At 38.3% G+C, this 16,893-nt stretch carries 18 protein-coding genes; 6 read left to right on the top strand and 12 right to left on the bottom strand.

What is annotated here, in order from left to right:
- Positions 1 to 4 precede the first annotated feature (4 nt).
- Positions 5 to 1,693 (bottom strand): sensor histidine kinase, encoded by a 1,689-nt coding sequence (locus K9M53_RS07270; protein WP_224018968.1) that lies wholly within the window; start codon positions 1,691 to 1,693, stop codon positions 5 to 7.
- 167 nt (positions 1,694 to 1,860) lie between these two features.
- Here K9M53_RS07270 and asnB point away from each other — a divergent pair, with 167 nt between their 5' ends.
- Positions 1,861 to 3,651 (top strand): asparagine synthase (glutamine-hydrolyzing), encoded by a 1,791-nt coding sequence (gene asnB / locus K9M53_RS07265; protein WP_224018967.1) that lies wholly within the window; start codon positions 1,861 to 1,863, stop codon positions 3,649 to 3,651.
- On the opposite strand, the gene K9M53_RS07260 is transcribed toward asnB, so the two are convergent.
- The 8 genes from K9M53_RS07260 to prfB all read right to left on the bottom strand — a co-directional run bounded on the left by K9M53_RS07260 (position 3,648) and on the right by prfB (position 10,690).
- Entirely contained in the window at positions 3,648 to 4,082 is a 435-nt protein-coding gene (locus tag K9M53_RS07260) for a hotdog fold thioesterase (RefSeq protein WP_224018966.1), read from the bottom strand. The two genes, asnB and K9M53_RS07260, sit on opposite strands and share 4 nt — an antisense overlap.
- 13 nt (positions 4,083 to 4,095) lie before the next feature.
- Positions 4,096 to 4,569 (bottom strand): pantetheine-phosphate adenylyltransferase, encoded by a 474-nt coding sequence (coaD, locus tag K9M53_RS07255; RefSeq protein ID WP_224018965.1) that lies wholly within the window; start codon positions 4,567 to 4,569, stop codon positions 4,096 to 4,098.
- A gap of 60 nt (positions 4,570 to 4,629) precedes the next feature.
- Positions 4,630 to 5,556, bottom strand: coding sequence for an aspartate carbamoyltransferase catalytic subunit (locus tag K9M53_RS07250; protein ID WP_224018964.1), 927 nt, complete (start codon positions 5,554 to 5,556; stop codon positions 4,630 to 4,632).
- A 119-nt stretch (positions 5,557 to 5,675) separates the two neighbouring features.
- A complete protein-coding gene (gene pyrR, locus K9M53_RS07245) occupies positions 5,676 to 6,185 on the bottom strand; it encodes a bifunctional pyr operon transcriptional regulator/uracil phosphoribosyltransferase PyrR (protein WP_224018963.1) in 510 nt (169 codons plus the stop codon).
- A gap of 63 nt (positions 6,186 to 6,248) precedes the next feature.
- Positions 6,249 to 6,644: an isoamylase early set domain-containing protein gene (locus K9M53_RS07240; protein WP_224018962.1), complete on the bottom strand. Its 396-nt coding sequence runs from the start codon at positions 6,642 to 6,644 to the stop codon at positions 6,249 to 6,251.
- A gap of 104 nt (positions 6,645 to 6,748) precedes the next feature.
- Positions 6,749 to 8,386, bottom strand: a complete 1,638-nt coding sequence (gene pruA, locus K9M53_RS07235; protein ID WP_224018961.1) for an L-glutamate gamma-semialdehyde dehydrogenase — start codon at positions 8,384 to 8,386, stop codon at positions 6,749 to 6,751.
- 227 nt (positions 8,387 to 8,613) lie between these two features.
- On the bottom strand, positions 8,614 to 9,552 hold the full coding sequence (locus K9M53_RS07230) for a hypothetical protein (protein WP_224018960.1): 939 nt from the start codon (positions 9,550 to 9,552) through the stop codon (positions 8,614 to 8,616).
- A gap of 45 nt (positions 9,553 to 9,597) precedes the next feature.
- Positions 9,598 to 10,690, bottom strand: a protein-coding gene (gene prfB, locus K9M53_RS07225; RefSeq protein ID WP_224018959.1) for a peptide chain release factor 2 whose coding sequence is annotated in 2 segments (ribosomal slippage) — positions 9,598 to 10,629 and positions 10,631 to 10,690 — 1,092 coding nt in all. Because the reading frame shifts where the segments join, the coding sequence is not laid out codon by codon here.
- An 88-nt stretch (positions 10,691 to 10,778) separates the two neighbouring features.
- Here prfB and K9M53_RS07220 point away from each other — a divergent pair.
- Positions 10,779 to 11,138: a SnoaL-like domain-containing protein gene (locus K9M53_RS07220; RefSeq protein ID WP_224018958.1), complete on the top strand. Its 360-nt coding sequence runs from the start codon at positions 10,779 to 10,781 to the stop codon at positions 11,136 to 11,138.
- Between the two features lie 11 nt (positions 11,139 to 11,149).
- On the opposite strand, the gene K9M53_RS07215 is transcribed toward K9M53_RS07220, so the two are convergent.
- The gene (locus K9M53_RS07215) at positions 11,150 to 12,412 is read right to left on the bottom strand and encodes a hypothetical protein (protein WP_224018957.1); all 1,263 of its coding nucleotides are present in this window, start codon (positions 12,410 to 12,412) and stop codon (positions 11,150 to 11,152) included.
- A gap of 117 nt (positions 12,413 to 12,529) precedes the next feature.
- Between K9M53_RS07215 and K9M53_RS07210 the strand changes: the two genes are divergently transcribed.
- On the top strand, positions 12,530 to 12,754 hold the full coding sequence (locus K9M53_RS07210; protein WP_224018956.1) for a CDGSH iron-sulfur domain-containing protein: 225 nt from the start codon (positions 12,530 to 12,532) through the stop codon (positions 12,752 to 12,754).
- Here the strand turns inward: K9M53_RS07210 and K9M53_RS07205 are convergent.
- Both K9M53_RS07205 and K9M53_RS07200 read right to left on the bottom strand, forming a co-directional pair.
- Positions 12,751 to 13,458 carry a hypothetical protein gene (locus K9M53_RS07205; protein ID WP_224018955.1) on the bottom strand — a complete coding sequence of 236 codons (708 nt, stop codon included), beginning with the start codon at positions 13,456 to 13,458 and terminating at the stop codon, positions 12,751 to 12,753. The genes K9M53_RS07210 and K9M53_RS07205 overlap by 4 nt on opposite strands.
- Positions 13,459 to 13,522: 64 nt before the next feature.
- Positions 13,523 to 14,134 carry a c-type cytochrome gene (locus K9M53_RS07200; protein WP_224018954.1) on the bottom strand — a complete coding sequence of 204 codons (612 nt, stop codon included), beginning with the start codon at positions 14,132 to 14,134 and terminating at the stop codon, positions 13,523 to 13,525.
- Positions 14,135 to 14,501: 367 nt separating this feature from the next.
- Between K9M53_RS07200 and K9M53_RS07195 the strand changes: the two genes are divergently transcribed.
- From K9M53_RS07195 to leuC, 3 genes are all read left to right on the top strand, one after another.
- The gene (locus K9M53_RS07195) at positions 14,502 to 14,846 is read left to right on the top strand and encodes a hypothetical protein (protein ID WP_224018953.1); all 345 of its coding nucleotides are present in this window, start codon (positions 14,502 to 14,504) and stop codon (positions 14,844 to 14,846) included.
- A gap of 110 nt (positions 14,847 to 14,956) precedes the next feature.
- The gene (locus K9M53_RS07190) at positions 14,957 to 15,385 is read left to right on the top strand and encodes a methyltransferase family protein (protein WP_224018952.1); all 429 of its coding nucleotides are present in this window, start codon (positions 14,957 to 14,959) and stop codon (positions 15,383 to 15,385) included.
- A gap of 91 nt (positions 15,386 to 15,476) precedes the next feature.
- Positions 15,477 to 16,871 (top strand): 3-isopropylmalate dehydratase large subunit, encoded by a 1,395-nt coding sequence (leuC, locus tag K9M53_RS07185; protein ID WP_224018951.1) that lies wholly within the window; start codon positions 15,477 to 15,479, stop codon positions 16,869 to 16,871.
- Positions 16,872 to 16,893 lie beyond the last annotated feature (22 nt).

Raw genomic sequence — 16,893 nt, 5'->3', positions numbered from 1 at the left:
CTTGTTATGTAATTATGGTTTCAGGCTGATTCATAAACGGCAGTCGAATATAAACAGAGGTTCCTTTTTTAGCTTCACTTTGCAGTTCAATAGCTCCATGCAAAAGGTCAATATACCTTTTTACAATATGCAAGCCAAGTCCTGTACCGCTGATATGGGATGCATTTTTTGCCCTGTAAAAACTGGAGAATAAATGCTTTTGATCTTCCACCGGTATCCCAATGCCTTTATCTTCTACCAATATATGCAACTCATCGGCTTTATTGGCAATATTAATCACTATATCATTATTCGAAAATTTAATGGCGTTGCTTAACACATTGATTAAAATATTTTTTAGCAGCCGTTTATCGGTAACAAAATCTCCGCCGCCTTTTAATGCAAATTGCAGCTGCTGTCCTTGCTTTACTGTCATCTTCATTTCATCCAGTATATCTTTAATAAAGCTATCGATATTAAACAAGGATGGTTCTACATTCACATGCCCCGATTCTAATTTTCCTATAGAGAGAAAATCTTCCAATACACTGTTCAAATGCATTACAGACTGAGTAATTCTTTGTACATGTTTTTCCCTGCTAGGCTGATCGTTCTCATTTTCATAAAGTGCAATAAGCGATGCCGAAGATAAAATAGTACTTAACGGCGTTTTGAATTCATGAGAAGCCAGAGATACGAACTGCGACTTTATTTCTCCCAGTTCTTTTTCTTTTTCCAATGCCTGGCTTAATTCCTGTTTCGATGCTTCCAGTTGAAGCAATGCTTCCTTTAAATTGATGGTACGGTGCTCGATCTTTTGCTCCATGTGAATATTCAAAAGCGCCATCGATTCTTCAGCGGCTTTTCGTTTTGCATCGATCTTGTTCAACTGCACTGCTGTGTACCATATAAATATCAAAAAAGTGAGAATAATAGCTACAGAAAACAGAATAGCGGAAAACTCTATCCCTAACGAAGTTCTTCGATATACTTCCAATCGTATATAGGCAAAGCCCAATAACAAAAATGAAAAGGTTGGAAAAATTCTCCTGGCAGCTATATTTCCAATTTTATCTCCTGTAAGTAATCCTGCAATTCCCAACGATGGATTTATTAAAGCGCCGGCTATTGAAAGCAGAAAAATAGCAACAGCAGTATGCGTTGCCATTGGACTAAAGAAAGGGATTTTATAAAAATTAGGAACTTTATATAAGTGCCCCATTAAAGCAATCACTGACATTAGGGTAACAATGTGCAGCCCCCATTGTACCAGCAACCGTATTGTCACTATATTTGATTTGGAGTAGATGTACGCCAATCCCAAAATAAAAAAACAGATAGCCGGCGCATACGACATGCCCAACGAAACATGGCGGGATGTAAAAAGCTGGGATACACTATTATTAAATAACGTATCAATAAACACACGATAATGAAAAATATTTGAAAAAAAATATAAGCCTGCAATAAAAATCATCATTATTGAAGATGTTCTATATAGCAATGCATTATATTTGCCCTTCTTGTAGAAAAAAAGTTGTGAGAACCCCGATAAGATCATACAGATTGCTGTACTAAGTTTTACAGGGAGGTGACTAGGCAAAAAGCATACAATCGATACATTATTTAATATCCATCCTGAAATTACCAGCAAACCCGTTGCAATACTTAAGATCGCAATAAAATTTATTATTGTCTGGTATTTATAACTCATAAAAGAAATTGTTTGTTATAAAGCAGTGTTCAGATAAAAGCTTGAAGGAAGTTTGATGGTAAATATAGCACATGTTTGAAACATGATGCAAATCATATAAACTTTTATAGCAAGGCTCTACCATTGCTTTTTATATTAAAATGTTTCATATCGTATTTATATAACTGATGTGCAGAATTGCCGGAATCGTTAACCCCTCTTTTTCAACAGAACGATTGAAACAGGCGGTGAAAGAAATGTGTACCACTCTTAGTCACGGAGGCCCCGATGATGAAGGTATTTACGTTTGCGAACACGATTCGCTCGTTTTAGGGCATCGCCGTTTATCAATTATTGACACTTCTAATGCCGGTCATCAGCCAATGAGCTACCAGGACAACAGGTATCAAATTTCTTATAACGGAGAAATATATAATTACCTGGAATTAAGAGAGCAACTTAAAACCCTGGGCCATAATTTTAAAACACATAGCGATACGGAAGTTATATTAGCTGCTTTTGCCGAATGGCATACCCAATCATTTGAAAAGCTGAATGGCATGTTTTCTTTTGCCATTTGGGATGATACCACACAGGAGCTTTTTTTAGCGAGAGATGGATCGGGGATCAAACCTTTATATTATGCCATTACACCGGAAGGATTGGCTTTTGCTTCCGAAATAAAAGCATTTCAGCACATTCCTTATTTGCAGCAGGCAAATGATAACTGGAAGGTTTTTTTATTGGCCTTTGGTCATCTTCCCGAACCTGTTACCACACTAAAAAATGTAAAGCCGCTTACCAAAGGATCGTTCATACAATATCATGTTCCAACACAGACATGGATATCAGACGTTTTTCATAAATTTTCTTTTAAAGAAGCAATAGGAGACCGAAAAACTGCTATACAATCAGTAAAAGAAACGTTTCAAAAAGCCGTAAGAAGACACATGATCTCTGATGCTCCTATTGGGGTATTTTTAAGTGGTGGCTTAGATTCGAGCTTAATTGCTTTGCTAGCCGGCGAAGGAGATAAAATCGATCTGAATACGCTCTCTATTTATTTTAGTGATAAAGAATTTTCGGAAAAAAAATACCAGGATATTGTCCAGGAAAGATTGAAAGGAACGCAGCAACAATTCCTGTTACAGGAAAAAGACTTCGACGAATATTTCCCTTGCATTTTACAGCAAATGGACCAGCCAAGCTGCGATGGCATCAATACCTGGTTCATCAGCAAATATGCCAGGCAAGCCGGCTTAAAAGCCGTACTGTCCGGCATTGGCGGCGATGAATTATTTGGCGGCTATCCCTCTTTTGAACGCATCAGCGCTGCTATTTCTTTACAACGATTACCCAATCGCTTATTAAATGCTTTCAAAAAATCAAGTATAAAGCAATTGCGCCGTTTAACTTATTTATCTATTGATGGCACTATTGGCAAGTATCTTTTTTTAAGAGGTCAGTTTGTTCCTGTAGAAATTGCACAACAATTAGATGCCAGCGAAAGCGAGATCTTCAACCTGCTTTCCAATCTTCCTTTGGAGAATAATCATATAGAAGAATTAAGCGCCTTTAACCAGGCAAGTTGGATGGAATTTAATCTTTACATGCAAAATCAGCTATTACGTGATGCGGATGTAATGAGTATGGCACATGGATTGGAGATCCGTGTTCCGTTTTTAGACAAAGAGTTGATTAGCCTGGCAATGAGCATTCATTCAGATGTTAAGTATGCCGGCGAAAGAAACAAACAATTATTGATAGATACTTTCAACGATATTCTTCCCAAAGCCATCTGGGATAGACCTAAAATGGGCTTCTCTTTCCCTTTCAGGAACTGGATGCTAAACAATGCTTACGTAAAAGAAAAAGTATTGAGTAATGGAAAAACAGGAGAAGCAAACTACCGTCAATTTGCAGCCAATAAAATGCATTGGTCGCAATTAATGGCATTATTACATACCAGCAATAACTAAAATGCTTTATTAAGCACAGCAATAGTTAACCGGCTGATGCAGATCAACCGATCCAGGTCATCATAGATTTTTACATCCCATACATGCGTGCTGGAACCCAAATGCAAAGGCTTTGCAATTCCCGTAACATGCCCGTCCCTGGCACTGCGGATATGATTGGCATTTATCTCCAAACCCACACAACTGAAGCGTTTGGGATCTACCACCAGCATAGAAGCTACGCTGCCAACAGTTTCGGCCAATGTACAGCTGGCGCCACCATGCAATAAGCCATAAGCTTGTTTTGTACGGTGATCGACCGGCATTTTTATTTTAATAAAATCATCTCCTATTTCCTGCCATTCCATTCCCAATTGTTCACTCATGGTGCCGGGAATAAAAGGATTGATATCTTCTTTTTTGATTGATTTGTTAAACCAGATAGCTGCCATATTGATATTTGAATTATGAATTTTTAATAGAGTTTTTCACCACATCGGGTAAAAACTGCGATGCATCTCCACCATAACGTATAACATCACGTACAAGCGTAGACGCAACAGAAGTATATTGAGGAAGGCAGGTTAAAAAAATGGTTTCTATATGTTGTTCAAGGCTGCGATTCATATCGGCAATGGCTTTCTCATATTCAAAATCATTTACGTAACGTATGCCCCGCAAAATAAAATTAGCTCCTACTTTTCTACAGCATTCAACCGTTAAACCATCATATACCAATGCATCTATTTTTGGTTCGTTCTTATAAATTTCTTTCAGCCAGTCCAACCGTTTTTCTTCTGAGAACATCGGTTGCTTAACACTGTTTCGCCCAATACCGATGATTAATTTATCAAATAACGGAAGCGCTCTGCCTATTATATCGGTATGCCCCAGGGTAATGGGGTCAAATGTTCCGGGAAATAAGCAGATCCGTTGCATATAAACTATTGATGAGTGAGATTATTGATACCGAAATTAAGGATTCAAACTTAATTTTGTTTATGAATTATTACCTGACAATAAATATAATGCAGCCATTCTTACGGCAACCCCGTTCTCTACCTGTTGTAAAATAATAGATTCATTACCATCTGCCACATCACTATCAATTTCCACTCCGCGGTTAATTGGACCGGGATGCATGATCACAATATCTTTGCTGATCGCATCCAGTAATTTTCTACTTACACCATAGGCTAAGTTATATTCACGCAGAGAAGAGAATAATACCTGGTTCTGTCGTTCCAATTGAATACGCAATACATTCGCCACATCGCACCATTGCAAAGCATTTTTTAAATTATATTCAACCTTTACGCCCAATGCTTCTTTGATATATTTTGGAATTAATGTTGGAGGGCCGGCTACCATTACTTCTGCTCCCATTTTCTTTAACAAGTAAATATTACTCAATGCCACACGGGAATGCATAATATCTCCGATCAACACTACTTTCTTCCCTTCCAATGTTCCTAATTTTTCCTGTATAGAAAATGCATCTAATAAAGCCTGAGTAGGATGTTCGTTAATTCCATCCCCTGCGTTAATAATAGCAGCGGGAATATGATTGGCAAGAAAGTGAGGTGCCCCGCTGGCACTATGTCGCATTACTACCATATCCACTTTCATGCTAAGGATATTGTTTACTGTATCCAATAAAGTTTCTCCTTTTGATACAGATGAGCCGGAAGCCGCAAAGTTGATCGTATCCGCACTCAAGCGTTTTTCTGCTAATTCAAACGAGATACGTGTGCGGGTAGAATTTTCATAAAACAGATTCACAATCGTAACATCACGTAGCGATGGAACCTTTTTTACAGGTCGTTGTAAAACTTCTTTAAACTGAGCAGCGGTAGATAAAATAATTGAAATATCTTCTTTAGTGAGGTCTTTAATGCCGAGAAGATGTTTGGTAGATAGTTGCATTAAAGGGCGAAGTTAAACGATAAATTGAAAATTTCAAATTGCGATTGAAGAATGTCTCACAGAGCCACAGAGAACACGGAGCCTTCTCTTTGCGAATTGAGTATTCTTTATAAGAGATATTAATACAGCACAACTTGCTCCTTATCCCATTCCACCTTTACTTTTTGGGAAACAACAGAGTCAATTGCCTTACCGCAATAATCAGGTTGAATGGGCAATTCACGATTGAAACGCCTGTCGACCAATACACATAATTCTACTTTTTTTGCCCTGCCCAGATCTAGTAAAGCATCTAAAGCCGCACGAATGGTACGACCTGTATACAAAACATCATCAATAAGAATAACTGTTTTATTTTCTACGGAGAAATCAATAGTGGTTTTGTTGGCAATGCGTAATTCATTGCGGATATCATCCCTATAAAAAGTTATGTCCAACAAACCGTAATTCACTTTTTCGTTTGGACATAACTCTTTTATGCATTCTATCATTTTATTGCTTACATGAATGCCTCTTGGCTGTAAGCCAACAAAAACAATATCATTTAAGTTTAAATGATTTTCGAGCAGCTGATGCGCCAGGCGCAATATGGTAAGATGGAGCTGTTGTTTGTCTAAAATAGTAACCAATGGAATAATTTATGAAACGAATTTATTGCATAAAATGTAATAAATCGCAAATCAACTATCATCTTATTTAGCAGCCTTTTTAGGAGCCGCTTTTTTAGCAGGAGCTTTGGTTGCTTTTTCTTTTGAAGCTTTTACTGCCGCAGGTTTTGCAGCTGCTTTAGGCTTAGCTGCTTTTTTTTCTTCAGCAGGAATTGTTATAACACAGTTTTGAACATTATAATCGTATACGAAAAAGTCGGCATTTTCATCATTCTCCCAACGTCCATCTTCCAATAAATAACGATAATGATATGTTTCGCCGGGTTGTAAACTTACTACTGCTTTTAATGAACCATCTTTTTGTTTTTTAAGAGCAGTGCCTTGTGCAGGATCCCAATTATTAAAATCGCCTAATAATACGCCGGTTTTTGCAGCACCAACCGTTTCCGCAGAAAGAGTAAAAGTTACTTTTGTTGCCATATTCTACAAATATTTAGGGGTTATCTTTTTTCTTAATACAATTATGGCGCAAAAGTAACCTTAAATTGCTTTACAGGTTTTAAACAATTGTGAATTATCAATCTTTATTCTTCAGATTGCATGAAGGGATAACGATAATCGGTAGGAGAATTGAATATTTCCTTTACCGTTCTGGCGCTCAGCCAACGATATAAGTTTAAAATACTACCAGCCTTGTCATTAGTGCCACTTGCTCTTGCGCCACCAAATGGTTGCTGACCAACTACTGCTCCAGTCGGCTTATCATTAATATAAAAATTACCTGCGCTGTTACGCAGCTTATTGGTTGCCAGTTCAACGGCATACCTATCTTTAGCAATGATAGCGCCTGTTAATGCATATTGAGAAGTACTGTCTACTAACTTCAATGTATCTTCAAATTTGTTTTCATCATAAACATACATGGTCAATACCGGACCAAATAACTCATCGCACATGGTTATATAATACGGATCGGTAGTTTCAATTACAGTCGGCTCAATGAAATAACCATTTGTTTTATCGCACTTACCTCCTACTATTACTTTTGCTTTCGAATCTTTTTTACGGGCTCCTTTAATGTAGCTTTCAATTTTATTAAAGCTTGCTTCTGTAATTACAGCACCCATAAAATTGCTGAAGTCTTCTATGGTGCCAATGGTAATAGTTTTTATTTGAGCAACTAATTTCTTTTTTACTTCTGCTGCCAGGTTTGATGGAATGTATGCTCTTGATGCAGCGCTGCATTTTTGTCCCTGGTATTCAAATGCGCCACGAACCAATGCTGTAACCAATACATCTACATCCGCACTTTTATGTGCTAATACAAAGTCCTTACCTCCTGTTTCACCAACAATACGTGGAAAGGTTTTATAATTGCCGATGTTGGTGCCGATCGTTTGCCACATAGTTCTAAAAACGCCTGTGCTTCCTGTAAAATGTAATCCTGCAAAATCAGGGTGGTTAAAACATACCTCTCCTAACACCGGACCATCTGCATAAATTAAATTAATAACGCCATTAGGTAAACCTGCTTCTTTAAATATCTTCATTAATAATTGTGCGCTGTAAACCTGTGGGTACGCCGGTTTCCAAATAACTACATTACCACACATAGCTGCAGACGTTGGAAGATTGCCTGCGATGGCAGTAAAATTAAATGGAGTAACTGCCAATACAAATCCTTCTAAAGGGCGATACTCTACTCTATTATTGATACCCGGAACACTGATCGGTTGTTGCCGATATATTTCACTTACATAATGAACATTGAAACGTAAGAAATCTATCAATTCACAGGTACAATCTATTTCTGCCTGGTGTGCCGTTTTACTTTGCCCCAGCATAGTTGCCGCCATTACCTGGAAGCGATATTTTGTAGAAATTAATTCTGCTATTTTCAAAAAGATGTTTGCACGGTTTTCCCAACTGGTGTTTGCCCATTTATCTTTTGCTTTTAATGCCGCATTGATTGCTTTCTTTACATGATTAGCATCTCCTTCGTTAAAATGCCCTAACAAATGTGCCGTTTCATGCGGTGGACGTATTTCTAACTTTTTATTGGTGTAGATTTCTTCTGCACCAATATACATTGGAACATCTATCTTTTTATTTTTAAATGTTGAGATGGCTTGCTTTAATGCTTCCCGTTCGGGTGAGCCCGGCGCATAGTCCAATTGCTTTTCGTTTGCCGGAAGTGGATAATAGAAATCACCGAAGTTCATAGCTAAAAGTTTAGTTATGTAAGTTACATAATGAAGATAACATTTGGCCGAGGTTGTTTGTTTGGGTTTCACGCAAAGACGCTAAGGAGCAAAGGAGGCAAAGCTTAGTGTCTTATTTTCTTTGTGTCTTTGCGTGAAATTATACGCCTGGATAAAAGAAGATTAAAGGTTTGCCGTACAAGGGAGTGACACAACGATATTGATAAAAGTAATGCCCAAACGCAAATCTAATAAGGTTTATAAATAAAAAAAGAAAACTGGGTATCGGAATAGTGCCCATCGGCAAATTTTGTAACAACTGCAAGACCGGCAGGCGTTTCAGGGCCGCCCTCGTAGCACGTAATAAAATGGGTACTTCCTGTATTGTCCTGGGCTGTTACTGATGAAGTAAAGATTGCATCGTCATAAGATTGTCCGTTTGCGAGGAAAATTTCATAAGCTCCTGTGCCGAATTTAGTTACAGTAAAATTTCCTGTGCCATTTAATATTGTACCATTGGCAGCAATAGTACCGTAAGCATACGGCAATAAATTAGCTGCTCCTGAATTGGCATTCATTAGCTTGCCGCTTTCCATATATATGCCGCCGGAAAAAGTAGCGCCGCCTTCGTTCCAGAATTTCATAATGCGATTGGTAGAAGTAGTACCGCCTCCAACAATATCCAACTCGCCTGGGGTAATAGTACCATAGCCAATTTTGCCAGCATTAACTTCTTTGGTAAGATCGGCACCAAATTCAATGGAGTTTCTTCCGGTTACACGTATGTTGCCATTATAACTTGCATTACCATTTACATCCAATAAATATTGCGGATTGGTTTGATTGATGCCGATATATCCATTATTAAGAATGCTTAGTCTTTCAACAAAATTATTTACAACACCTGTTACAGAGTAACCTGTTAAAAAACCTAAACGTGCAGTTACGTTTGATGTGCCGATGGTACCTATCTGTCCGGATACATAATCAGGTCCCCCAAACAACAATGTTGAACGAACATTCGTATTCATTGCATTGAAGTTGGATAATAATAAAAGATTAGAAGCGGATGCATCCTGAACCGTTAGCTTAACGGGAGGTGTTGTAGTGCCGACACCTACATTTTGTGCTGCTGAGATATTGTATAGGAATAGTAAGGTTATGAAAGAGGCTATAGTAGGTTTCATAAAAATAATGTTTGCTCAAATTTACCAAATTAACAAACAAATCAACTATACATTCTCTTCTTTCTCACTCATTAAATAAGCTTTGATAAATCCATCTATTTCTCCATCCATAACAGGACCAACATTACCTACCTCATAATCGGTACGATGGTCTTTTATCATTTTATAAGGATGGAAAACATAGCTGCGAATTTGACTGCCCCATTCTATCTTTTTCTTCTTGGCATTCTTGGCATCTCTTATTTCATTGCGCTTTTGAAGCTCAATTTCATAAAGACGGCTTTTAAGCATTTTCATCGCCAACTCCCGATTACCTAGCTGGCTTCTATCCTGCTGGCAAACCACTACAATGCCTGTAGGTATATGCGTTAACTGTACTTTTGTTTCTACTTTGTTTACATTTTGCCCGCCTGCACCCCCGCTTCGGGATGTTTCCATTTTTACATCGGCAGGATTTACTTCAATATTGATCGTATCATCTACCAATGGGTAAACATTGATGGATGCAAACGAAGTGTGCCTTCTTGCATTGCTATCAAAAGGACTAATGCGTACTAACCGGTGCACTCCATTTTCGGATTTTAAAAAGCCATAAGCAAACGGACCATCAAACTGGTAAGTACAGGTTTTAATACCGGCACCATCGCCCCATTGCCAGTCCAGCTCGGTTATTGACCATCCTTGTTTCTCAGCATACATGCGGTACATGCGTGCCAGCATCTCTGCCCAATCCTGACTTTCGGTACCACCGGCGCCACTGTTTATTTGTATCACAGCAGGCAATTCATCTTCCGGCTCATTGAGTGTGCTTTTAAATTCAGCTTCCTCAATAGCGTCCAACGCTTTTTTATGTGCTTCTTTTGCTTCTTCCTCAGTGGCTTCTCCTTCTTTCCAGAAATCGAACAGCACGGCAAAATCTTCCACAGCTGTTTCTACAGCGTGATATAAATCTCTCCAGTACTCGTTTACTTTTATTTCTTTTAAGATGGATGTTGCACGGACATTATCATCCCAAAAGCCCGGCGAAAGTGAAAGTTGTTTATCGTTCTCTATTTTAGCTTCTCTGTTAGCGACGTCAAAGAAACCTCCTCAAGACCACCACACGGTCTCTCATATCCTTAATTTGTTCTATTGTCATGCCGCAAAGGTAAGGTAACAAAGGCACTTAAAAACAATGAGATGATAACAATGGCACTTCATTTGTACTTTATTGTAAAACTTATTTTATGACTACAAAAGAAATAGCCAACAGATTGGTAGTGCTTTGCAAAAGCGGTGATTTTGACAAGCCACAAAAAGAATTATTTGCCCAGGATGCTGTGAGCATAGAGCCGCATGCTACTCCTGCTTTTGAAAAAGAAACAAAAGGTTTGAAAGCAATTGAAGAAAAGGGCAAAAAATGGCATGATATGGTAAAAGAATTACACAGTATTGATGTTTCAGATCCTGTAGTTGCAGGAAATTCTTTCGCCTGTAGTATGCATATGGATGTAACCATGCAAAATGGCGAACGCATGGATATGAATGAACTTTGTGTTTATAAGGTGAAAGACGGTAAAATAATAGAGGAAGAATTTTTTATGTAGTAAAAAAAATTCTATTGAAGCTTTAATTCCCCGGGAATCTCTAATTCTCCCGCAGTTATTTTTAATACAGCACCGGTAGAAATAATTTGGGAAATATCGAGGTTACAAAAACCATTAACACCAGGAGATATAATAGCAGGAGCTATAATAATAGTATCAGGAGCAATTAATGTAAGAGGAGGAACCAATCCATTTTTCCAGCAAATAGGATTGCTCCAATCGCCGCTATAAATAAACTGGTATGTTTTGCCTGTCGGCGGTGCAACAGCATCTGTTGCTGCCAACCAAATGGTTGAATTCATTAATAAATTACGATGGTTAGGAGCTACATCAAGTGTGTAACCATTGTATAAACTATTATCATTAGGATCGCCTGTACCATCATCGCAGGGCGAGCTGTCTCCTATTGCTGCAATCTTTCCTTTGCCATATCTTGCGCATGCTACCAGCACTCCCTTATTTCCTTTTGCACCAACAATACTTGTTTTGTATACAATTGCTTTAACGGAAGCGTTGGCTACAGGATCAATCGTCATAGTAGTGCCGTCGCTCCATTTTACTTTTGTAACATTCCCTATTGGTCCATGTAAAATAGAATCGTTAGAAGGTAATGCTGCAACATTGGAAGATGTTTGTGATGTATCCTGCTGGTCGAATAGTATTCCGAAAGGATTGCTATTGCCTGTGCTATTGTTTTGCATCAGGTCGTCCCAAATAACAGGAGAATCATACCCGTCTCCATTTCTGTCAGAATTGGCATGATCCGATATCATGAACAGGCTTCCTCCATTTTTTACAAAATTCAAAATGGCTGTTTTTTCTGCATCTGTAAATAAAACATTGGGCTCACAAACAATGTATACTTTGTAATTAGAAAGATCCTGCGGGTTGGAAGAGTTGCCATACGTAATGGAAGCCGTGTATGGCAATGATTCCACTGTATAGCCTTGCTTTACACAATCAATGCCCCAGGCAGATAAAGCGCCATCCCAATATGTTTCTAACGTAGAGGAAGTAATGGTGGATTGAGACGGTGTAGGAACACGTTGCGCATTTGATTCGGAACAACTAACACATGTATAAGGGCTGGCCGAGCCCCAGTTCATATTATGCAGGTCAGCATCAATAACCCAATCTGCATTGGCTGCAGATTCTCCTTTTGTTGCATCAAAAAGAATTTTTATTTGCGCCGAACTATTAGCCGAAAAAAGGATCGTGCAGATAAATAGTAATAAGATAAAAAACCAATTCCTGGTGGTTAGCTGCTGAAACATTTTGCAATGTTCCTTTATAAAACTACTTAAGTTTTGTGTTTACATTTTTTTAATGGTAAAATAATATTCCTATGGGAATTGCTGAACCATTATTTTTGCGCTCCACAAAACATTACAATGGCATCAACAAAAATTACAGTTAATAATAACGGCTCATTAAAAATCCAGGGCGATTTTGAAATAGTAGATAGAGAAGGAAACGTATATGATCTTGCAGGCAGAGATGTTTTAGGATTATGCCGTTGTGGTCATTCCAAGAACAAGCCTTTTTGCGATGGTTCACATAATGGTAACTTTCAGCACGAAGCAGTAGCATTTGCGCTTCCTCCTAAAAAAGTTTAATGCCGGGTCGGGTCAAACGGAAATTCATCAACACTATCCGCAAAACCATCTCCATCAGAATCGACCTCCCCGCTATCAGTATATAATAACTGGTAATCGATCGGTAAAAATGTATTTAGAATTTCGGTATTGAATTCAGCAGTAGGTGCGGCTGATGTACCTATAGTTATCTGTGCCGATCCTAAACCTGTTTCTGTTGTAATACCAACATTTATTACTGCCGTGAAATTCCCAAACTGAATCAATACGGCTGCACTGCTGGTAACAATACCGGGAGCCCTGGGTAAAGTGCCTTGCTGAGAGCAAATTGTTTGTACAGTTCCGGTACTCTCTAAAAAACTTTGCAATTGGCTTACTTCGGAGCTAACAACTGCTTGTGGTGTGGTATTACCATAATAAGCTATATTAGTATAACGCCAGACTGCTTTATTATCACTTCTTGTTAAATTAACTCCTACAGCACCGGATGTATTATCTGTATTGGGTGTATACCCTGCCGGGTACATGAAAGTTAATAAAGGAACCGTAGGATGTATATAGGTACCCCCATGACTTTTAAGAGTAGGTAATCCTCCGGGAATATCTGTTCGAGGAATACCATTCATCAGATCCCAGTAAATAGCTTCTGTTCCTTTCACATTACTGCATATTTGCGATGTAGCATTATCGGATGCATCTGATTTACTGCAGGAATATAACGACATACTTAAAAACAACAATAGCAACAGATATCCATATTTTGACAAAATTTTCATACGCTTTCTAAAATTAATGCGGCATTGCCAATACCGGCGGTAATGCTGCCGGTACATTATTATGTATAGGTTTAACTGTTTGCAGGTAGGTAAACATAGCATCCAGTTCATCATCGGTTAAATATTTATACCATGGCCATGGCATAGGCGGTAATAAAGAACGACCTGCAGGTGCGCCACTTTTTTTGCCCTCGCGTATAGCCACTTTAAAATTGTCGAGTGTCCAGGCGCCAATGCCGGTAGTTGAATCCGGAGTAAGATTTGCCGCAAAGGAAACACCCCAAGGACCAACCCATGCAGTTTCAGTATTTGTCAATCCCCAGCCTTTGGTTTCTGCTTCTTTTCTGTCAACATCAGGAATGGGCATATGCTCCGGATGGCCCGACAACCATAAGGAGGTATCCATAACCGGTCCCATCGTCGTCATTTTTTTAGGTGTATGACAGTCGTTACATCCCCCAACCTGAACAAGGTGTTCGCCCCATTTTATCTTGGTTTCAAAGCCACCGTAAGTAGGGATTACAGCTGGTGTTACTGTTTCTTTTGTTTCCGGAGTTTTTTCAGAACAGTTGCTTAATACTATTATAATAGCCGTAATACATAATAATGTAAGGAAAGATTTCATACAGACTCGTTTTGGTTTATTGTAATAGAAAACAATATAGAAAATTTATATACCATTACCAAAAAGAAACAAAGTTTTGCCTCGAAATTTCCGCCACCGCCATCGTAATTTCACGAATTATAAAAAAGTCCAAAAAAATCAATAAAAAAAATTCAAGGTTAAATACAATAATAAAATGGTTTTATTATTAAAATAAACAATTGATTATCAATACAAAATATCTTAACCCTTAGTAGTTTCTGAATCGATTACTAGTAGTTATTCTAAACTTTTTTAAAAAAAATACGTACTTCCACATACTAAAAGCTCGTAGTTTTACGTCTTATATATGTCAGGTTTACTGATAACCTCTAAAAAAGAGAAAACTATGAAACTTTTTACTTTAATCATCGCAACTGCAATTATCTCATTAGCGTCTTTTACTGCAACAGCTCAGATTTCTTCTGTTAACAGTTCAGTAAAATTTAATCCTATGGGAATCGCAAACGGTGTAATAAAAGTAAAAATGAATAATCAGCCGACCGGCGTTTATACTTTACAGATTTTAGATGAGAACGGTACTATTTTAGGAGTTAAAACAATCAACCACGAAACTGCAAACAATGTAGAAACAGCGGATTTAGGTAAAACGTTTGCTGGTGGTACTTACCGTTTAGAAGTTATCTATCCTGATAACACAAAAACAGGCGAAACAATTATGTTATTAATGTAATAACAACAAGATATTAATGTTGAGGGCTAAAAGATTATCCTCCGTTTTTCTAAACGGGGGATTCTTTTTTATAGGAATTCACGACCTTTGAGATCTATCAAAACCAAGTCATGAACCCAAAAACATTCAACATCCTTACTGCAGCCATCTTTATTGTTGCTTTCCCTATATGGATCATACGTTATTTTAATTCGGGCGCTCCTATTACGGTTTTCACTTATATTGGTTTAGCGATCATGATTCCGGCTATTATATTACTATTGATTGCTCGTTACCAATTGGCAGATTCTTTTTCTGTTAGTGCAAAAGCAACCAGGTTGGTTACAACAGGTTTATATAAAAGATTCCGTCACCCGATCTATTATGCGGGCATATTAATGATGCTCGGGTTTGGCTTTTTTCTTCAGCAGCGATTGATTTTTTATATCTGCATCTTCATAATTGCACTCCAGATGTACAGAATAAAAAAAGAAGAAAAAGTACTGGAAGATAAGTTTGGCGATGAATACAGGAAGTACAGAGAAAGCACCTGGTTTTAACTTTCACCTTTCCAAAACATATTTCTTTCTAAAACGGCTTGTTTTTCGCTAATATTTAGCGAATTTTGCAGTCCGTTAAATATAAGAGCGCATGCCAACAACATTATTCGACAAAGTTTGGGACTCACACGTAGTTAGAAAAATTGAAGATGGTCCCGATGTATTATTTATTGACAGACATTTTATCCACGAAGTAACCAGCCCGGTTGCTTTCTTAGGCTTACAAACAAGAGGTATTGGTGTAATGTTTCCAGAAAAAACATTCGCTACCGCCGATCATAACACCCCTACTATTAACCAGCATTTACCGGTAGCCGATCCGCTTTCTGCCAACCAGTTGAAAGCATTGGAAACCAATGCCGCTAAATATGGTATCTCACATTGGGGTTTAGGTAATCCAAAGAATGGAATTGTACACGTAGTTGGGCCTGAAAATGGTATCACTTTACCCGGCATGACCATTGTTTGTGGAGATTCTCACACTTCTACCCACGGTGCTTTTGGGGCTATCGCCTTCGGTATCGGAACTTCGGAAGTGGAAATGGTACTTTCTTCACAATGTATCATGCAGCCAAAGCCTAAAAGATTACGCATCACTATCAATGGTAAATTGGGCAAAGGTGTTTTACCAAAAGATGTTCCTTTATATATATTATCACAGATCAGTGCAAGTGGTGCAACTGGTTACTTTATAGAATTTGCAGGAGAAGTTTTCGAGAGCATGACCATGGAAGGTAGAATGACAGTATGTAATCTTTCCATTGAAATGGGTGCCCGTGGTGGTATGATCGCTCCTGATGAAACAACTTTTGCTTACTTAAAAGGAAGAGAAAAAGCCCCTAAAGGTGAAGCATGGGAGAAAGCCATTTCTTACTGGAAAACATTAAAAACAGATGCTGACGCGAAATTCGATTTAGAATTAAGCTACAACGCTGCCGATATTGAACCACAAATCACTTACGGAACTAACCCCGGTTTAGGAACTGGTATTACACACAACATTCCTGCAGCAACAGATGTAAAAGATGGTGCCGCTTCTTATAAAAAATCGTTGGAGTACATGGGCTTTCATGAGAATGAGCCCATCATTGGTAAAAAAGTGGATTATGTTTTCTTAGGAAGCTGTACCAATGGTCGCATTGAAGATTTCCGAGCGTTTGCTTCTATTGTAAAAGGAAGACATAAAGCCGACAACATCACTGCATGGTTGGTTCCTGGCTCTCATATCGTAGAATCCCAAATTAAAGAAGAAGGTATTTTAGATATATTAAATCAAGCCGGTTTTGAATTACGCCAGCCCGGTTGCTCTGCTTGTTTGGCAATGAACGATGATAAAGTTCCTGCAGGTAAATATGCAGTAAGCACCAGCAACAGAAACTTTGAAGGTCGCCAGGGACCTAACAGTCGTACCTTATTAGCTAGCCCTTTTGTGGCTGCTGCGGCTGCTGTTACAGGCGTGGTTACAGATCCAAGAGAATTGTTGTAAGAAAAGCAACATTCAACAGAAG

This window comes from Ferruginibacter albus (assembly GCF_020042285.1).
Taxonomy (GTDB): Bacteria; Bacteroidota; Bacteroidia; order Chitinophagales; family Chitinophagaceae; genus Ferruginibacter; species Ferruginibacter albus.
The sequence above is the reverse complement of the archived record's forward strand: the minus strand, read 5'-3'. Positions and strand labels throughout refer to the sequence as shown.